Consider the following 17,386-nt stretch of genomic DNA (forward strand, 5'->3'; position numbering starts at 1 on the left):
GGTGCAAGGGGGAATTTTTAAATAGCTGGTGCGGCGGAGAGCGTCAGGGAGCTGGATGCGCTGGCCGGTCGTGGCGGCGCTGCGGAAATCGTCGGTGAGTTGGCGATTGCGGTGGGCGGTTGGAGGTGGGCGGTTGGAGGTGGGCGGTTGGAGGTGGGCGGTTGGAGGTGGACGGTTGGAGGTGGGCGGTTGGAGATGGGCGGTTGGAGGTGGGCGATTGGAGGTGGGCGGTTGGAGGTAGCAGATGGCAGCGCGAGAGCGCGGCGTACTTACAGCCAACGACCAACAGTTGCTAAAAGGCAGCTATTTGCGGCGGAACAGCGCGTTGCCGTCCGATAGTTGCTGGAAGGCAGTTATTCTCCGAAAAATGGGTCCCGGGAACGGCCGATGGTCCTATTAAATGCTTTTCAACAACTATTTGCGCCGGACACCCTACCCTGGGTCAGATTAACTGCTTTCTGACCATTAACTCGGGTCCCGAGCCAATAAGTCGCACGCAAAAAGCCGGGCGGTTGGCCCGCCCGGCCCTCAGATGCAATGCGTTAGAGATCAGCCAAGCGTAGCGGCAAAGCCCTCTCGCCAATCGGCCAAACGCGGCTGCCAGCCGAGCCGCTTGGCCTTGGCGCCTGCCGCGCCGCGTTCGCCGCGGGCGGCACCCGGCTGTCGCGGCGGCGCCGGCGCGCCAAGCAGCGCGGCGAATTGCGGGAGCCACTCGCTGCCCGGCGCTGGGCGATCGTCGACGATGTTCACGGCGCCGGACGGCCAGCCCAGCGCGAGCAGCGCGGCGCGAGCAGCGTCGTGGACGTGGACGAACGATGCCACGCCGTCGGTCGCAGGCAGACCGCCGCGGCGAGCCTCTTCGGCCATGAAGCCGTTCGGCGCGTACCATGTACCCGGGCCGTAGAACAGCCCGTACCGCAGGATGACGGCTTCGGGCATTTCCAGCGCTGCCGTCTCCAGAGCGTGGACGCCTTGGATCGTGCCGCTTCGCGGCGCCGGCGCCTCCAGGTCGAGCGGCTCCTCCTCGGAAGCCGGCCCTTCGCCGGGCGCGTACGCCCAGGAGATGCTCTGCGCGATCATCCGGCGCACGCCCGCGGCCAGCGCGGCGTCGACCAGATGTCGGGTGCCAAGCGTCCGAATCTGCGCATTCGCTGCGAAGTCGCGCTCGCCAAGGGCCGTGAGCTGGTGGATCACCGTCTCCGGCTGCGCCTCGCGAACCGCCGCGAATACGGCTTTGCGATCGAAAATATCGAGCACGACGGCCTTCGCGCCCTGCGCTTCTAATCGCGCCGCGCTCGATGCGCGGCGCGTAAAACCCGTCACCTCGTGCCCGGCCTCGACGAGCAGCGGTATCAACAATCTTCCGACGGCGCCCGTGGCGCCAGCAACTGCGATTTTCATGAGCGATTGACCTCCCCGAGATCGGCTTTTTTGTGCATGGCGAAATGGCTTGGTTGCATGGTTCGCGAAACGGCGGCCGAAACGACGGGTTTGTTCTCTTTCGAGACATTCGTCGGCGGTTCAGCGCTCGCGGCGGCGCTTTTGTTCCTATCCGAGACTTTCGGCGGCGCCACGGTTGTGGAGACGACTATTTTGTTCCTGTCCGAGACTTTCGGCGGTGGTTCGGCGCTCACGATGACGCTCTTGTTCCCGTCCGAGACTTCTGACGGCGGCACAGTTGTTGAGACGACTATTTTGTTCCTATCTGAGACTTCCGGCGGCGGTTCGGCGCGCGCGGCGGCGCTCTTGTTCCCGTCCGAGACTTTCAGCGGCGGCGCGGTTGTTGAGAGGACTAATTTGTTCCTATCTGAGACCTCCTTCGGCGGTTCGGCCCTCGCGATGGCAATTTTGTTCCTATCCGAGACATTCGTCGGCGATTCAGCGCTTGCGGCGGCGCTTTTGTTCTCGTCCGAGACTTTCAGCGGCGACTCGCGAGCGCGATGGCGCTTTTGTTCCCGTCCGAGACTTCCTTCGCCACGCCCGTGCCTGTTACGCCAACTTTGATCCCGCCAGACTGGCCGTCATTCGAAGCCCCGCTGCTTGACGTGCCGGCGCCCGGCTCGCCGCTGCCGGCGGCCTTGCTTTTCCCGCCCCGGTAGTTCGCGCCGATTACGCCGGCCAGCATGCAGATCGTACCGATCGTCTGCGCGCCGCTCCATGCGTCGCCCATGATGAGGACGCCGGACAAGATAGAGACAAGGTTGCCCAGGTTGACGAACAGGCTTACCTTAAAGGCTTCGATGCGAGAGAGCGCGAAGTTCGATAGCCACGACGAGACGAGCGAGGACATGACGGCAATATAGAGCAGCGGCAGCCAGAAGCCCGGCTCGGCCGCCGGCGCGAGCAGCGCGGACATCGTGCCTTGCGTCAAGTGGCGAACGAGCGCGAGCGCGACAAAAAAGTAACATCCGGTCCTCATCATGGCGTAGCTCAGCTCTGCGGCGGAGTACGAGGTTCGCAGGCCGCGGGCCATCACGCCGTACAGCGCGAGCGCGACCGCCGACAGGAGGATCAGGCCGCCGCCGACGGCGCTCGTCCCCCGCAGCGCGTCCCCCGAGATCCCCGTCATGATCGCCAGGCCGAAGACCGACACGAGGACGGACAGCAGCTGCAGCTTGCTCGCCCGCTCCTTCAGGAGGAGCGCGCCCAGCAGCAGCGCGAAGATCGGCGACGTCGCCGAGAGGATGCCGGCGCCCGAGGTCGTCGAGGCGTCGAGACCGAACGATTGGAAGCCGAAGAAAGCGGTCGGATATACGAGGCTGACGAGCAACAGCGGAAGGCGCGGCCTTCCCTTCCGCTTGGGCGGCATGCGGACCCAGCCCGCCCGCACCGGAACCGCGAGGAGCGCGAACGACAGAGCGAATCGGTAAGCGAGCATGTCGAGCGGATCGGCGTGACGCAAGGCGAGCTTCGTAAACATAAAGGAAAATCCGATGATGATTGCGTATAATAGTGCCAACGGGTAGATGGCGGCGGTGCTTCTGGCGGTTGCGGGCAAGTCAGTCATGCCTCTTCCTCCCCTTGCTCGAGTGCGGAGCCGGCCGGCTTCATGCTCTCAGCATAAGGCAACGGCCACGCTGACGCTATCGATACATCTTCGATCTGTACCGGTACAGATCGCTGTCGGAGGAGCGATTATCCATGATGAAATATGAAGAGGTCCTTCAAGATATCGAGCTTAAACTCGAAGACGGACGCATCCGCGGCGGACAGAAGCTGCCTTCCGTCCGCGAAGCGTCCGACGCCTACGCTTGCAGCAAAAGCACCGTTATTCGCGCCTATGCCGAACTGGAGAAACGCCATCGGCTCTACTCCGTCCCCCAAAGCGGTTATTACGCGGTAACGCAAAAACAGGCCGAGACTTCGACCTCGGCCAACGCGGGATGGAACTTCTCGTCCGCCGCGCCGGATCCCGAGGTGTTCCCCTACTTGGACTTCCAGCATTGCATCAACAAGGCGATCGATCGGTACCGCAGCTATCTGTTCACCTACGGCACGCCGCAAGGTTTGCCTTCGCTGCTGCAAGTACTGAGCAAGCACCTTGCGGCCTACCAGGTTTTCGCATCCGCGGACAGAATTACGGTAACCTCCGGCGTGCAGCAGGCGCTGTCGATTCTTGCGCATATGCCGTTTCCCTCCGGCAAACGAACGGTCCTGGTAGAGCAGCCGACGTACATGATTTTGCTGGATATGCTCGCGCTCTTCGGCGTCCCCGTCCGGGGGATTGCCAGAACGGAGCGGGGCATCGACCTGGACGAGCTGGAGATGCTGATGCGGACCGGCGACATCAAATTTTTCTATACGATTCCGCGGTTTCAAAATCCGCTCGGCACTTCCTATGATACCGAGACGAAAAAAGCGATCGCAGCCCTGGCCAAGAAGCACGACGTCATCGTCGTGGAGGATGACTTCCTCGCCGACCTCGAGACAGATCCGAAGGCCGATCCGATCTACGCTTACGGCGCGTCGCATGTCGTCTATTTGAAAAGCTATTCGAAGATTTTGTTCCCTGGCCTCCGCGTCGGCGTCGCGGTGCTGCCCCCCGATCTGCAGGCCGTCTTCAGCCGGTACAAACGCTTCAGCGACATCGACAGCTCCATGCTGTCGCAGGCGGCCCTCGAGATCTATATTCAGAGCGGCATGTTCGAGCGCCGCAAACGCAAGATATCGGATTCTTACCGCAATCGCATGCTCCGGTTGGTCCGGGCGCTCGACGCGTGCAACGATACGCAGGACGTACGTCACCTTCGGCTGGAGGCCGGCATGCATACGCATATCGCGCTTCCGCCTACGCTGCGGACAAAGACGCTGATCGACCGCCTTGCCAAAAGGAAAATCGAGCTGCGGGACGCCGACGCGAGCTTCCTGCCTTCGTTTCCCAAACGTCCCCTGCTGCAGCTCAGCATCGCGCAGATCGCGGACGACCGGATCGACGAAGGAGCCGCGGCCCTCTTCGCGGAGATTGCGCGGATGCGGAGGGGCTGAGGCGTCAGCGCAGCTTCCACTCTTGCACGTTGATGAACATGCCAAAGTCCTTCGGCGTCGCCCCGATGACGCGCCCGTTCACCGCGCCAAGCGCCTTGGCCGCATACAGCGCCGGCATCGGCACGTCCTCGGCGAGGATGACTTGGAGCTCGTCGTACAGCGCCTTGATCTTGACCTCGTCGACTTCGGCGGCGACCGCCGCCAGCAGCTCGTTCACCTTTTCGTTTTTGTAGCCGTTCGGATTGCTGGCGCCGAGGAAGTACGCAAGATCCGGCAGCGGATTAACCGGCTTCATGGTCACGGGCAGAAGCGCCAGGTCGAAGTCCTGTTTCAGGAGCTTGTCCGTCAGATCGGCCGGCTCGGCAATCTTGACGCTGACCTTGATGCCGACCTTGCCGAGATTTTGCGCTACGATATATGCCGCTTGCGGGATCGCGTCGTCGCCTGACGACGCCGTCAGCGTCAGCGTCTTCCGCCCGTTCCAACCGGCTTCCTTGAGCAGGCGCTTCGCCCGCGCCGGATCGTAAGCAGCGGGCTTTACGGTTTCGCTGCGATACGGGCTGACGCTGCTGAAGTAGCCGTCCGCGACTTCCCCTGCTCCGCCCAGCAGCTTGTCGACAAGCTTACTACGGTCGATCGCAAGCGAGATCGCCCTGCGTTGTTTGACGTCGGGCACGGATTTTTCGTTCACGTACATGAAAGCGGTCGTCAGCGGCTGTCCGCCGACCGTCGTGACGCCCTGCATTTTTTGAATCCGACTGTAGTCTTTTGCCGGAATGACGCCCGCGGACGGGATGTTCATATCGATCTCTCCGCGTTCCAGGGCGTCCGCAAGCGCAGCCCCCGGCAGCACCTTGAAGTTAAGCCGCTCCACCGTTGGCGCTCCCCGGAAGTAATCCTTGTTCGCAACCAGCCCCACGAACCGGTCGGGCTCGTACCGCTCGAGCTTGAACGGACCCGACGTCACGTTCGGCTCGCGCATGAAGCGGCTCTTATTGACGTCCTGCGGGGCGACGCCCTCGAGCGCGCTGCGCGGCAGCGTCCGCAGATTGCGGCCCACCGTATCCTCGAATACCGTGAGCGTCGTCGGCTCCTTCGTCTTCATTTCCACCGTGTGGTCGTCGACTTTGCGTACGCCCGAGATGTCCGACTCCCCGTCCGGCAGAAACCCCGACGGGCCGAGTCCCTCGAGAATCGCAAACATATATGCATAATTGGAGGCGACAATCGCGTTCGCCATCAGCTTCAGCGTGAAAATAACGTCGTCGGCCGTGACTGACGTGCCGTCTGTCCACTTTGCCGTTTCGTTCAGCTTGACCCTGAACGTCCGGTTATCCGCCGTCTCGATCGAATCCGCGAGCATCGGCTTGTACCTGAGGTCCGCGTCGATCTCCATTAAAGGCAGGAAAAGCAATCCGGCGACATAGGCGGATACGAGGCCGACCGGCGACAGCGGATTGATGTCGCTCGGCGCATACGTGACACCAACATTCACCGTCTTATCGGAGTCAAGATCCGGGAATGTCTCGGCGGTCGGCGATGACGTTGGCTTACCTCCGCCCCCCTTGCCGGGCCGTCCGTCACAGGCTGACAGGACAACGAGCGCGAAAACCAGGGACAGCGCAGCGGCAAGCTTCAGGGCGGACTTGAATTTCATGAGGGTAACTCCTTATCGCAACTGCGATCCGAATCTATGGTTGTGTATCCATAGTATCGGATTTTGTCGAAAATTTCGCCACTAAAATAGGCAAAATTAACTACGGATTTGGCTAAATTCTTTCTATAGATTGTTTCCTTAAGATGCTTCGCCGGCTTGCCATTCGGTTTAGATAAAGGATAACGGGCGGAACTGACGCGTCCGCAAGGAGGCTACGATATGAATATGAAGCATAAAGTCGAAGAGATCGTCTCCAGGGTCAAGAGCGACAAGGACTTTTCGGAGAAATTCAAGAAAAATCCCGCTGCCGCGATCGAGACCGTGACCGGCGTCAATCTGCCGGACGACCAGGTGAACGCGATGATCGCGGGCGTCCGGGCCAAGCTGACCACGGAAAAAGCGGGAGAATTGATAGGCTCGTTCAAAAAGCTTTTCTGACGCACTTGTTGGAAGCTATGAATGCCTACGGGTCGAGGGGTTGCCGAAAGGTAGCCCTTACGGCCCTATTTGTGCTGCGAACAGCTTAAATACACGAACAATCGTCGCGTCCGTGCCTTCGATCGGCTATAATAGGCATAAATTAAATTTTATCGAATCAAATCGAATTTTGTCTTATTTTTATTGCCTTGGAGAGGGTACGCCGATGACGATCGATATTCTCGCAAGAAACAACGTGAAGGTGCTGGGCAACGGGGACCGGACGATCGTGTTCGCGCACGGCTTCGGCTGCGACCAGGACATGTGGCGCTATATCGTGCCCGGCTTCGAGGCGGATTACCGCATCGTCCTGTTCGATCACGTCGGCTCCGGACGATCGCAGATTCAATACTACGACGCCGGCAAGTACAACGACTTGAGCGGCTACGCCCAGGACGTCAACGAGATTTTGGATACGCTCGAGCTTCGGGATACGATATTCGTCGGCCATTCGGTCAGCAGCATGATCGGTCTGCTCGCGTCGATCCGCGACGGGAGCCGATTCGAACGAATCGTGATGATCGGCGCTTCCCCCCGCTACGTGAACGATGCGCCCGATTATTTTGGCGGGTTCGATGCGAACGAGATTCAGGATTTGCTGGGCATGATGGAGATGAACTTCATCGGCTGGGCCAGCTATATGGCGCCGATCGCGATGCAGAACCCCGATCGCGGGGAATTGACCGAAGAGCTCGAGCGAAGCTTCTGCTCCAAGGACCCGCATATCGCCAGGCAATTCGCGGAGGTCACGTTCCTGTCGGACTGCCGCCGCGCGCTCGAGCGCGCGCCCGTCCCAGCCCTGATCCTGCAATGCGCCGAGGACAGCATCGCGCCGATCGAGGTCGGCAACTATCTGCATGCCCACCTCAAGAACAGCACGCTGCGGATGATGAAAGCCAAAGGACACTACCCTCACCTCAGTCACCCGGAAGAAACGACATCCCTCATCCGGCAGTACTTAGCCCATGCATAGGCCCCGGAGAAAGGCAGTTTAATGGAACTGGACGCGCAACTTAATCACGCCCCTTGCGGCTACTTTTCGATTACCGCCGAAGGCTTGCTCCTACGGTCGGCCAATCAGACGCTGCTCGATATGCTCGGATACGAGAGCCGGGAGTTGGCGGATCGGCACGTCGAGTCGGTCCTGTCGGTCGCCAACAGACTTTTTTTCCATACTTATTTTTATCCTTACATACAGCTGTATGGGCTTGTCAAAGAGATGTATCTCGCCTTGCGGACCAAGGACGGACGGGATATTCCCGTACTGATGAACGGCGTGCGGCAGGAGCGCGGCGGCGAGCTCTTCATCGACTGCGTCGCGCTGGAGATGAACAAGCGCATCGAGCACGAGAAAGACATTATGCGGACGAAAACGCAGCTTGAAGCGCTCTATCAGGCTAAGCAAGAAGCGAACGTGCGGCTGGAGCTGCTGCATGCCGAATACGAGACCAAGCAGCAGGAGCTGCTGCGCCTTAACGCGCAGCTGGAGGCCCTCGCAACCACGGACCCGCTCACCGGCCTCCGCAACCGCCGCTTTTTCAAGGAAAGCCTGGCGGCGCTGCAGGAAGCCTACACGCAGAGCGGGCAGCCCTTTTCGCTGCTGATCCTGGACATCGACCACTTTAAGAAGATCAACGATACCTACGGACACCCGGTCGGCGATCTGGTGCTCGCGAGCCTGGCCGCGCTCCTCCGCTCGGAATCCGGCCCGGCCGACATCGCGGCCCGCTACGGCGGAGAAGAATTCGTCGTGCTCATGCCCGGCGCTGACCGCGCAAGCGTCATCGATGCCTCCGAGCGATACCGCGCCGGCGTAGAGGCCGCCTCCTGGGAAGGACTTCGTATCACAATTAGCGTCGGCGCAGCGACGATCTCTCCGGGCGATACCGACGAGACCCTGGTCAACCGGGCCGACCAAGCGCTTTACGCCTCCAAGAGCGGCGGGCGCAATCGCGTCACGCACGCGGAGGCGGGCGCTCGGGCGGAGTAGAATCGCCGAAGTTGGCGCGAGCGCCGGCTTCCGGTTCGCGCAGGACAACGGCTTTTTTTGTATTTTTACAGGTTCAGCTTTTCGACGATCGTCTTGGACATGTGCGCCTCCTGGTTCAACCGTTGTTATTAAGCGTCGATATCTCCAGATTTTATCGCAAAACCACCATAGAAATCTGTCCGCAGCTATCCGCCGTCCGGCACGATTGGCTTATTACGCGCTGTCTAGAACAAATAGAACGAAGTCGTGATGCTTCGTGCCGGGTTGGTCGTACCCAAGGTAGCCACATATGGCGGAGTGCCGCCGCCATTGACATCGTTTTCGATAATCATGGCGTACACCTCGGCATTATCGACAAGACGGTATTGATCGTGCGCACCCGTGGACAGGCTGCGGAACACGAGGGAATACCCTGGATTCTGGTCGTTGCCGATCAGGAACTCATAAGCGTAGTTGGCCTGAGAAGGGTCCATTTTCCAATGACGGTCTGGCCCCGCATAGTTCGTCCAGCTCCCTGTAGATGACGTGCGGTAATAAAGCTTGTTCAGCGTCGGATCGCCAGGGCGGTTCATGAAGAAGATAGGCATCTGTACAAAGTCGCCGTCGATCGGTCGGACGGCACTCGAGAAGTTGTTGACCTTCGTCGTCATCGAGAACAGATTGGTAACCGGATCGTATACCGTATCGCTGTCGAATTGAATGCCCATATCGTAGAAGCCGAGATTGCGCCAGTCCACATTGTTGTTGAAGTTCACAATGGCCGCGTAGTTGCCGTTGTAGCCGGCATCGGTTACATCGATTTTTTTGACGTCGTCAAGCCAGACTTGCAGATTCGAGCCGGCGGTGCGTACTTCGATCTGATAGGTCTGATTCAGAACGGCAAGCCCCGTGTTCACCCGTCCCAGCAACTGCGGTCCGGACGAGGATGCTTTCAACAAGTCGAGCGTACCGTCATATCGGAGAAGGGCCAGGTAACCGGACTGGTTGATGCCGTCGCCGGACGCGGTCTGTCTGAACTGGATGCCGAACCAGTTGTCCGCGGTATTCGCGGCAGTCACCTTGCCCTCCGCCTTCACGGCGACCTTGCCGTCGTAAAACTGGTACTTGGTTATGCTTGACGGATTGTTGGTCATATTCGGCCATGCGGTCGTCGAACCCGTCGCTCGAAATACATTAAAGGCAGGATTCGTCAGATTGCCGGCAACGCTGAGCTCCGGTATGCTTTCCTGAGCGATCTGCGCGATCCAGAGCGGCGCATGCAGGGCGACATGGTATCGCGTGGAGGTCGCCTGCAATTCTTCTCCGTAATACTGATAGATGGAACTGGCGGTATCTCCGTAAACTTTAATTCGGTTTTTCTGCACGCCGTTAGAGCTGGCTTGAGTAGGATCGTTGCCGATGCCGATAGCCATCTGCCACAGCCGCCCGTAATCCGTGCTGTCTACCATCTCGTGACCCTTGTTGGATGCGCTTACAATTGCTCCCCCGTAATTGGGATCGAACTTGATTGTGCCGTTGGCATGGCTCATTTGGAAGATACGGGATGAAGCGACTGAGCTGGACGCCTCCGCTACGGGGTCGACTGGATGTGAAATGCTTGCCGCGAACTGAATGGAAATGAATGCTGCAGCGATACTTAGAATCTTTCTTTTCATCGATACTCCTCCAATGTATAAAATAATAAGTTAAGTATACATAGAAATCTAAATATAAATAGTCAGAAAAGTCAATGTATATTTTGCAACTGTATAAATTGAATCCAAAAAAACACCGCGGCCTCATCCGAATTCCGGACGTGACTGCGGCGCTGCCGAGGTTGAACAAGCTTATTAATCAGGGTGCGATCAGCGGGGCGGTGCTGTGTCTGACGACGAGCTTGGGCACGATCTCGTCCTTAATATTGCCTGAGCCGTCCTCCCGCCATTCGGACAGCAGCAGCTTGGTCGCCCGTTTGCCCAGCAGCTCGGTATTCTGGTTGACCGTCGTCAGGCCGGGGTTCGAAAATCTGCTGATCAGAATGTCGTCGTAACCGACGATGCTGATGTCTCCCGGAATCGCTAGGCCGCGGGCGCCGGCAGCGCGGATCGCGCCGTGCGCTTTGTAGTCGCTGGTCGCGAAAATCGCGGTAGGCTGCTGCTCCAGATCCATGAGCTGATGGAATCCCTGCGCCCCCATCTCTTCCAGCTCTTCCTTCCCTTCTACAATGCACACCAGGTCCGGATCGAAAAGGATGCCATGCTGGGAGAGCGCCAGCCGGTATCCTTCCAGACGCAGCGAGAACTCCTGATTTAGATGGTTCTGCGCGTATGCGGTCAGAATAATGCCGATCCGCTTATGGCCAAGCGACAACAAATGCTCCGTGGCCAGATAACCGCCAGTCAAATTGTCCATAATGACGTATGGAATATTCAAATGCGGGTAGTAAAAATGCACGGTGACGAGCCTGCGGTTCTCTTCTCTCCAACTGCGCAGCTTGTCCATCGGGATCTCCGCCGGCGTAATCAGCACAAATCCGGCTTGCTCGTCTTTCGGCAACTCCAGGTCGTGATCGAGCTTGTGCGTATAAAACGAGATCCCGTTCTGCTCGCACTCCGCCTGCAAGCCGATCAACAGATCGCTGTAAAATTTGTGCATAAAAAAGGACAGCTCAACGTTGTAATAGATGCAGTAAATTCGCCGAACCGCGCCAGCTCGATCGTCAGCCTCGTCTTGAAAGGCCCGTCTCTTTACGAAGGTCCCCTTGCCTCGGACACGATAAATCAAATCTTCCTGCACAAGCTCGGATAAAGCTCTTCGCGAGGTAATCTCGCTGATGTTATAGAACCTCGACAGCTCGATTTGTGTGGGTACGGGCTCGTCGGGCTTCATGTCCCCCTGCAAGATTTTGGCTTTCAAATCTTGTGCGATTTGTTGATAAAGCGGTTTTTTTTCTTGTTTCTTCATTTCACGATCACTCCATTTGAACATTAGTATACTTTACCGTTTTGAGCTGTGCAAGAATAAAAGAACCGCTTCACATCTAGCAATAACCAACTAAAACCGCTCCAAGTGTAATGATCTAAATTTTATTTATGTATACATTGATAAGCAATTTCTTTATTTAATTATTGATAAACCGCTTACAGTGTTGTATCATACGCTTTGTATACTTAATAAATATTATCTTGTTGGTTTAGGGGGGCACATCTGAGCGTAATCTCAAGCTTGCCGCGATTTGTTAAGAGCAAAGCCAGCTCCAAATAACATTAGGGGGTTACCGCATGAGAAAAATCGTAGGCTTCAAACCCATTTTTCGGATGGCGCTCGTCATGATGGTCGCATCTGCAGTTGCGGCTTGCAGCAACAACAACGGCAATTCGTCCTCATCGCCGACCGCTTCGACGCAACCGAGCGCGAGCGACGCTGCGTCCGCGTCTCCCGAAGCGACCAAAGAGCTGGATCAGACGCCGGTCACGCTCCGCTTCGCGGCCTGGGTGCCGGCCGAAAACGAAGCATTCACCAAAATCGCCAGAGAATTCGAGAAAAAGTATCCTTGGGTGACGGTCGAGTGGAATTTTGTCAACGACAATATGATGCAGGCGGTGACGGAATCCATCGCCGGAGACAATCCGATCGACGTCTTCTGGGGCGCGACGTTCTATGATTATGTGGCGCAAGGCATTGCGGAAGATCTTTCTCCTTACATCGCGCAGGACAAAGATTTTCAGGCCTATGAATTTAACCCCGGCATCCTCGAGCCCTTCCAGGTAGACGGCGAGCAGTATGCGCTATCTCGCGGCAACGACACTTTCCTCGTTTATTACAACAAGGACTTGCTGAAAAAGTACGGCCTTGAGGCTCCCGCCAACGATTGGACGTGGGAGGATTTGAAGGAGATGGCCAAAACGGCGACCAATCCCGCGGAGAAGAACTACGGCATCGCGAACTCCGCGCTATGGTTCCAATACGGGGCGACCGTGCTGCCGAACGCGAACGGACACGCGCCCAAAAACCGGATGATGAACGAAGATTTCACGAAAAATCTGGCGGACGGCTCGAATCAAGACGTGCTGGACGATCTGCAGTGGATGCTGGACTGGGTCACCAAGGACGGCATCATGCTGAATACGAAGCGCGCCGCCGAGGCGGGCGTAGAGGGCGACACCTGGATGAACGGCCAGTCCCTGTTCATGCTGCACGTATCGCCGCTGATCCCGACCTACAAGGACCAGCTGAAATTCGATTGGGATATCGCTCCGATGCCGAAGGGTACCGCCAAACAAGTCGGCATGTCCTTCATCAACCCGATGATGATGACCAAAGCGTCGAAGCACAAGGAAATGGCCTGGGAATTCATGAAGTTCTGGACGGCGACGGTCGAAGGACAAAAGCTCGTCATGGATGCCGGCGGTACGCTGCTCAACACGCCGAACCAAGAGCTAACGGACTACTTCAACCAGTTGCCAGTATACGCAAACATCAATAAAGAAGCATTGATCACGGCGTCGAAAATCGGCGAGATCGATCCTGCCATTACGATGAAGGGCGGGGAAAAAGTGAGCGAGGCGATCAATGCCTGGGCCGGGGACAAAGGATATACGGAAGAAACATCTGCATTCGACTATTTCCCTGCGGCTATGCAAAAGGTTAACGAAGAATTGAGCAAGTAGAACCAGCTCGTTCGTCCTGAAGCCCCGGCGTCCTTTTCCCGGGGCTTTCGGTCAGCCGGGCCTGCATCGATGGGGGGATCACATATGGCCAGAGTCTTGTTTCAGCATGTCAGCAAACAATACCCCGGGGAACACCGCCTGTCCGTAAACGACTTTCATTTGGAAGTCGCGGACGGGGAGTTTCTCGTACTGGTCGGGCCGTCCGGCTGCGGAAAGTCTACGCTGCTGCGGATGCTGGCCGGGCTGGAGGACATCAGCGACGGCGAGATTTATATCGGCGACCGCTTGGTGAATTACGTATCGTCGAAGGACCGCAATATCTCCATGGTGTTCCAGAACTATGCGCTGTATCCGCACATGAACGTATACGAAAATATCGCGTTCGGCTTGCGTCTCCGCCGAATGCCCAAAGCAGAAATCCAGGAGCGCGTCGTTCGCGCAGCCAAAATTCTGGAGATCGAAGCGCTCCTGAACAAGCTCCCTGGCCAGATGTCGGGCGGTCAGCGGCAGCGCGTTGCGCTTGGGCGTGCCATCGTGCGCGAACCCGAGGTTTTCCTGATGGACGAGCCTCTCTCCAATCTGGACGCGAAGCTGCGCGTGCAGATGCGGGAAGAAATCGGCAAGCTATATAGGCGGCTTAAAACGACGATGATCTATGTAACTCACGATCAGGTCGAAGCGATGACCATGGGCACGCGAATCGTGGTGATGAAGGGCGGCCTGATTCAGCAAGCCGCATCTCCCCAGGAGATCTATGACAAGCCGGCCAACATGTTCGTGGCGGGCTTCATCGGATCGCCGCCCATGAACTTCGTCTCCGGCACCATTAGGGCGGACCGGGAAGGCTGCCTCTTCGAGACGCGGCGCTATTCTTTGCGCATCCCCGGCAGCCGAAGCGGCGCGCTGGCGGCGAAGTATGCGGGCAAGAAGATCGTCATGGGCGTGCGCGCCGAAGATATCCTGTACCGGCCGGAGGATCTGGAGCAGGAGCGGCATCGATCCGCGCGGCTCGATGCCGCAGTGACCATCAAGGAGCATATGGGCTCGGACGTCTACCTGTATCTGCACAACAAGGAGCATCGACTGGTCGTGCGCGTCGATCCCCGAATGGCCTACGAGGAGGGCCAGGCGGTGACGGTGGCGCCGGATATGGAGCGCGTACACTTTTTCGATCCTGACACGGAGGCGGCCATATGGTAGACCTCGGGAAGCTGAAGAGACGGATATTGCCCGCAGCCGCGCTGCTGATCATGGCGCTGGTCGGGACCGCCTCCGGCGCCGCGATCGCCGAGACGGTGAATAAAGAGACGGAAGCCCGCCCCGCCATCATCGACGATGGCATTACCAGCTATGCGGAGTGGCTCGGCATGCAGCCGACGAACGAGACGCGGAGCGATCTGGACCGGGTGGAGGTGCAGGCCGTTGACTATGCGAGCGTCTCGAACGAAGCGGCGTTTCAGGTTTCGGGCGACCAGCTGATCTGGTCGGAGAGCGAGACGGAAGAATGGGCGGAATGGGAAATCAATGTCGCGCAGGATGGGCTTTATAATATCGGACTGGTCTATGAGTCCGGCAACGACAGCGGGCTGGATATCGTGCGCAAGCTGGAGATCGACGGCGCCTCTCCGTACACGGAGGCTGAACGGATCGTATTGAAGCGGCAGTTCGCGGATGAAGCCTATCCGCCGCTGCGCGATGAGTTCGACAACGACATCCGTCCCCGCTCGGTGGAGCGGAAGGGTTGGCAAGACGCGTTGCTAACCGACTACTCGGCGGATACGGAGCCGCTGCTGTGGCGGCTCACGGCAGGCAAGCATACGATTCGTCTTCTGTCGGACCGCGAACCGATAACGCTGAAGTCTCTCTATATCGCCGCTCCGATCCAAACGCCGGACTACCAGGCCTACAAGGCCGCGATGCCGGCGGACACGACGGAAGGCGACTGGATCTCCATATATGAAGCGGAGCATACGGCCGCCAAGTCGAACACCTCGCTCACGCTGCAGTCGATCGACGCCTCGCTGATCTCGCCGCCGACCGACAGCTCAATCCGGTACAACACGATCGGCGGCGAGCAGTTCCGAAGCAGCGGCGAGTGGATCGAATGGGACTTCGAAGTTCCCCATGACGGCGTCTATCATATCGGCTTCAAGTTTTTGCAGGCCTATATCAACAATTCGTACGCTCACCGGACGATCGAGATCGACGGCACCTCCCCGTTCGCCGAGCTGCGCCAAGCGGCATTCCCCTACAACGCCAAGTGGAGCTGGAGCGGAATGACACTGTCCGACGAACAGGATGCGCCCTATGACATCTACTTGACCAAGGGCGCGCATCGGCTGCGCATGACCGTTACCGCAGCTCCGGTCAAAGGCGCCTACGACCGCCTGCTCGCCGGGATCGACCTGGCAGGGACGCTCGAGCAGAAGATCCGCAAGGTCACGGGCAACTTTGAGCGATCCGGCGCCAACGCCGACGTCGACCGCGACTGGCAGCTGGAAAAGTACATACCGGATCTGGGCGACCAGCTGTCGAACATCATCGAACAGTTGAACGATCTGGCCGACGAGATGCGGTCGCTGACGACGGGCAGCTCCGAGATGGAGAGCGCAATCCGACTGGCCGTACGCGACTTCATCCGTATGAAAAACAATCCGCGAGACATTCCGGGCAGCCTGGCCGACTTCACCAATCTGAGGCAAAACCTGGGGTTCTGGGCCTACCGGATGCTGGATCAGCCGCTGCTGCTGGATTACTTCTGGGTCGCCGAGCCCGACGCGAAGCTGCCGAAGGCCGCCCCCGGCTTTTTGGACAGTATCGGCCACAGCCTGAAGGGTTTCTTCACGAGCTTCACCGTCGATTACGATTTCCGCCGCAACAATCCGAAGGCCATCGACGTGTGGGTGAATCGCAGCCGGGATTATGTCAACCTGATTCAGCAGCTGGCGGACGAGGACTTCACCGCCAAGACGGGCATCGCGGTCAACGTCAATATCGTGCCCGATCCGCAGTTGTTCGTGCTCGGCAATATTGCCGGCATTCAGCCCGACGTAGCGTTAGGCGTAGATCAGACGCTGCCCGTCGATCTGGCGACCCGAGGCGCGCTGACCAAGCTGAATGAATTCCCGGGCTACGCAGAGACGGCGTCGCAGTTCCTCCCGGGCGCGCTGCGGGCGCTCCACTACGATCAAGACGATTACGGCCTGCCGGAGACGCAGTCGTTCAACCTCCTGGTCTACCGGACGGATATTCTGGATTCCCTCGGAATCGAGCCTCCGCGGACCTGGGACGATCTGGTCAAGGTACTGCCGTCTCTCCAGCAGAACGGCTACGACTTCTACTTGCCGCCGAGCGACTACTCTCCATTCATTCTGCAGAATGGGGGCAGCTACTATACCGACGACGGCATGCAGTCCGCGCTCGGCACGGAAGCAGCGTTCAAGGGCTTCCAGCAGTGGACGGACATGTTCAATCTGTACCAGCTCCCCAAGGAAGTGCCCAGTTTCTATACCCACTTCCGCATGGGAGACATCCCGATCGGCGTGGTCGACTACAACACGTATCTGCAGATCCAGTTCGGAGCGCCGGAACTGGCGGGAAAGTGGAAGGTCGCGACGATTCCGGGCACCGTACAGAGCGACGGCAAGATTGCGAGATGGTCCGGCGGCGCGCTGTTCGCGGGCGTTATCTTCAAGGCCTCGCAGAAGCAGGAGAACGCTTGGTCGTTCCTGCAGTGGTGGGTATCGGCACAGACGCAGACGCGTTTCGGCAATGAGATTGAAGCGATGTACGGACCCGAATACCGCTGGAACACGGCGAACCAGCAAGCGTTCAGACAGCTGCCCTGGCCGAAGGATCAGCTGCCGGTCATGCTGGAGCAACTGGGCTGGTATCAGGAGATTCCTCAACTCCCCGGCGGCTACTTCACAGGCAGGCAGATGGACTTCGCCTGGATCGATGTCGTCGGCAGCAGGAAAAACGCCCGCGAGGCGCTCAGAAAGGCCGTCGACGAGATCAACCGCGAGATGGTGCGCAAGCAGATCGAATTTGGGCTGCGCAACCAGGAGGCCCGCATCGTCCGCACGCTGGATGTGCTGCCGCTAAACGAACATCAGGAGGAGTAACGGC

General features: G+C 58.5%; 13 protein-coding genes. 8 read left to right on the forward strand and 5 right to left on the reverse strand.

Features of this window, described 5'->3' with window-relative positions:
- Positions 1 to 549: 549 nt before the first annotated feature.
- Entirely contained in the window at positions 550 to 1,401 is an 852-nt protein-coding gene (locus tag ACFOTD_RS06075) for an NAD-dependent epimerase/dehydratase family protein (RefSeq protein WP_378116740.1), read from the reverse strand.
- 36 nt (positions 1,402 to 1,437) lie between these two features.
- Between ACFOTD_RS06075 and ACFOTD_RS06080 the strand changes: the two genes are divergently transcribed.
- Complete coding sequence (locus tag ACFOTD_RS06080; protein WP_378116742.1) at positions 1,438 to 2,004, forward strand: hypothetical protein; 567 nt, start codon at positions 1,438 to 1,440, stop codon at positions 2,002 to 2,004.
- Here ACFOTD_RS06080 and ACFOTD_RS06085 read toward each other — a convergent pair.
- Complete coding sequence (locus ACFOTD_RS06085; protein WP_378116744.1) at positions 1,919 to 3,007, reverse strand: DMT family transporter; 1,089 nt, start codon at positions 3,005 to 3,007, stop codon at positions 1,919 to 1,921. The two genes, ACFOTD_RS06080 and ACFOTD_RS06085, sit on opposite strands and share 86 nt — an antisense overlap.
- Positions 3,008 to 3,141: 134 nt before the next feature.
- Between ACFOTD_RS06085 and ACFOTD_RS06090 the strand changes: the two genes are divergently transcribed.
- A complete protein-coding gene (locus tag ACFOTD_RS06090) occupies positions 3,142 to 4,485 on the forward strand; it encodes an aminotransferase-like domain-containing protein (RefSeq protein WP_378116746.1) in 1,344 nt (447 codons plus the stop codon).
- A 4-nt stretch (positions 4,486 to 4,489) separates the two neighbouring features.
- Here the strand turns inward: ACFOTD_RS06090 and ACFOTD_RS06095 are convergent, their stop codons facing one another.
- Positions 4,490 to 6,142 (reverse strand): ABC transporter substrate-binding protein, encoded by a 1,653-nt coding sequence (locus tag ACFOTD_RS06095; protein WP_378116748.1) that lies wholly within the window; start codon positions 6,140 to 6,142, stop codon positions 4,490 to 4,492.
- 219 nt (positions 6,143 to 6,361) lie between these two features.
- On the opposite strand from ACFOTD_RS06095, the gene ACFOTD_RS06100 reads away from it, so the two are divergent.
- From ACFOTD_RS06100 to ACFOTD_RS06110, 3 genes are all read left to right on the forward strand, one after another.
- Complete coding sequence (locus ACFOTD_RS06100) at positions 6,362 to 6,580, forward strand: hypothetical protein (RefSeq protein ID WP_378116750.1); 219 nt, start codon at positions 6,362 to 6,364, stop codon at positions 6,578 to 6,580.
- A gap of 205 nt (positions 6,581 to 6,785) precedes the next feature.
- Entirely contained in the window at positions 6,786 to 7,592 is an 807-nt protein-coding gene (locus tag ACFOTD_RS06105; protein WP_378116752.1) for an alpha/beta fold hydrolase, read from the forward strand.
- A gap of 27 nt (positions 7,593 to 7,619) precedes the next feature.
- A complete protein-coding gene (locus tag ACFOTD_RS06110; protein ID WP_378117064.1) occupies positions 7,620 to 8,609 on the forward strand; it encodes a sensor domain-containing diguanylate cyclase in 990 nt (329 codons plus the stop codon).
- Between the two features lie 224 nt (positions 8,610 to 8,833).
- On the opposite strand, the gene ACFOTD_RS06115 is transcribed toward ACFOTD_RS06110, so the two are convergent.
- Positions 8,834 to 10,264 (reverse strand): hypothetical protein, encoded by a 1,431-nt coding sequence (locus tag ACFOTD_RS06115; protein WP_378116754.1) that lies wholly within the window; start codon positions 10,262 to 10,264, stop codon positions 8,834 to 8,836.
- A 178-nt stretch (positions 10,265 to 10,442) separates the two neighbouring features.
- Positions 10,443 to 11,552, reverse strand: a complete 1,110-nt coding sequence (locus ACFOTD_RS06120; RefSeq protein ID WP_378116756.1) for a GntR family transcriptional regulator — start codon at positions 11,550 to 11,552, stop codon at positions 10,443 to 10,445.
- Positions 11,553 to 11,869: 317 nt separating this feature from the next.
- On the opposite strand from ACFOTD_RS06120, the gene ACFOTD_RS06125 reads away from it, so the two are divergent.
- The 3 genes from ACFOTD_RS06125 to ACFOTD_RS06135 all read left to right on the forward strand — a co-directional run bounded on the left by ACFOTD_RS06125 (position 11,870) and on the right by ACFOTD_RS06135 (position 17,382).
- Entirely contained in the window at positions 11,870 to 13,258 is a 1,389-nt protein-coding gene (locus tag ACFOTD_RS06125; RefSeq protein ID WP_378116758.1) for an ABC transporter substrate-binding protein, read from the forward strand.
- An 84-nt stretch (positions 13,259 to 13,342) separates the two neighbouring features.
- Positions 13,343 to 14,458: an ABC transporter ATP-binding protein gene (locus ACFOTD_RS06130; protein WP_378116760.1), complete on the forward strand. Its 1,116-nt coding sequence runs from the start codon at positions 13,343 to 13,345 to the stop codon at positions 14,456 to 14,458.
- Positions 14,452 to 17,382, forward strand: a complete 2,931-nt coding sequence (locus ACFOTD_RS06135) for an extracellular solute-binding protein (protein WP_378116762.1) — start codon at positions 14,452 to 14,454, stop codon at positions 17,380 to 17,382. The genes ACFOTD_RS06130 and ACFOTD_RS06135 overlap by 7 nt, the downstream gene beginning before the upstream one ends.
- Positions 17,383 to 17,386: the final 4 nt, after the last annotated feature.

The organism is Cohnella sp. GCM10012308 (genome assembly GCF_042649185.1).
GTDB lineage: Bacteria > Bacillota > Bacilli > Paenibacillales > Paenibacillaceae > Cohnella.

Bases quoted from the DNA above. Each gene is read 5' to 3' on its own strand.
- ACFOTD_RS06115 (WP_378116754.1), bottom strand. From the start codon at position 10,264: ATGAAAAGAAAGATTCTAAGTATCGCTGCAGCATTCATTTCCATTCAG.
- ACFOTD_RS06095 (WP_378116748.1), bottom strand. From the start codon at position 6,142: ATGAAATTCAAGTCCGCCCTGAAGCTTGCCGCTGCGCTGTCCCTGGTT.
- ACFOTD_RS06135 (WP_378116762.1), top strand. From the start codon at position 14,452: ATGGTAGACCTCGGGAAGCTGAAGAGACGGATATTGCCCGCAGCCGCG.
- ACFOTD_RS06120 (WP_378116756.1), bottom strand. From the start codon at position 11,552: ATGAAGAAACAAGAAAAAAAACCGCTTTATCAACAAATCGCACAAGAT.
- ACFOTD_RS06090 (WP_378116746.1), top strand. From the start codon at position 3,142: ATGATGAAATATGAAGAGGTCCTTCAAGATATCGAGCTTAAACTCGAA.
- ACFOTD_RS06105 (WP_378116752.1), top strand. From the start codon at position 6,786: ATGACGATCGATATTCTCGCAAGAAACAACGTGAAGGTGCTGGGCAAC.
- ACFOTD_RS06080 (WP_378116742.1), top strand. From the start codon at position 1,438: ATGGCGAAATGGCTTGGTTGCATGGTTCGCGAAACGGCGGCCGAAACG.
- ACFOTD_RS06085 (WP_378116744.1), bottom strand. From the start codon at position 3,007: ATGACTGACTTGCCCGCAACCGCCAGAAGCACCGCCGCCATCTACCCG.
- ACFOTD_RS06130 (WP_378116760.1), top strand. From the start codon at position 13,343: ATGGCCAGAGTCTTGTTTCAGCATGTCAGCAAACAATACCCCGGGGAA.
- ACFOTD_RS06100 (WP_378116750.1), top strand. From the start codon at position 6,362: ATGAATATGAAGCATAAAGTCGAAGAGATCGTCTCCAGGGTCAAGAGC.
- ACFOTD_RS06125 (WP_378116758.1), top strand. From the start codon at position 11,870: ATGAGAAAAATCGTAGGCTTCAAACCCATTTTTCGGATGGCGCTCGTC.
- ACFOTD_RS06075 (WP_378116740.1), bottom strand. From the start codon at position 1,401: ATGAAAATCGCAGTTGCTGGCGCCACGGGCGCCGTCGGAAGATTGTTG.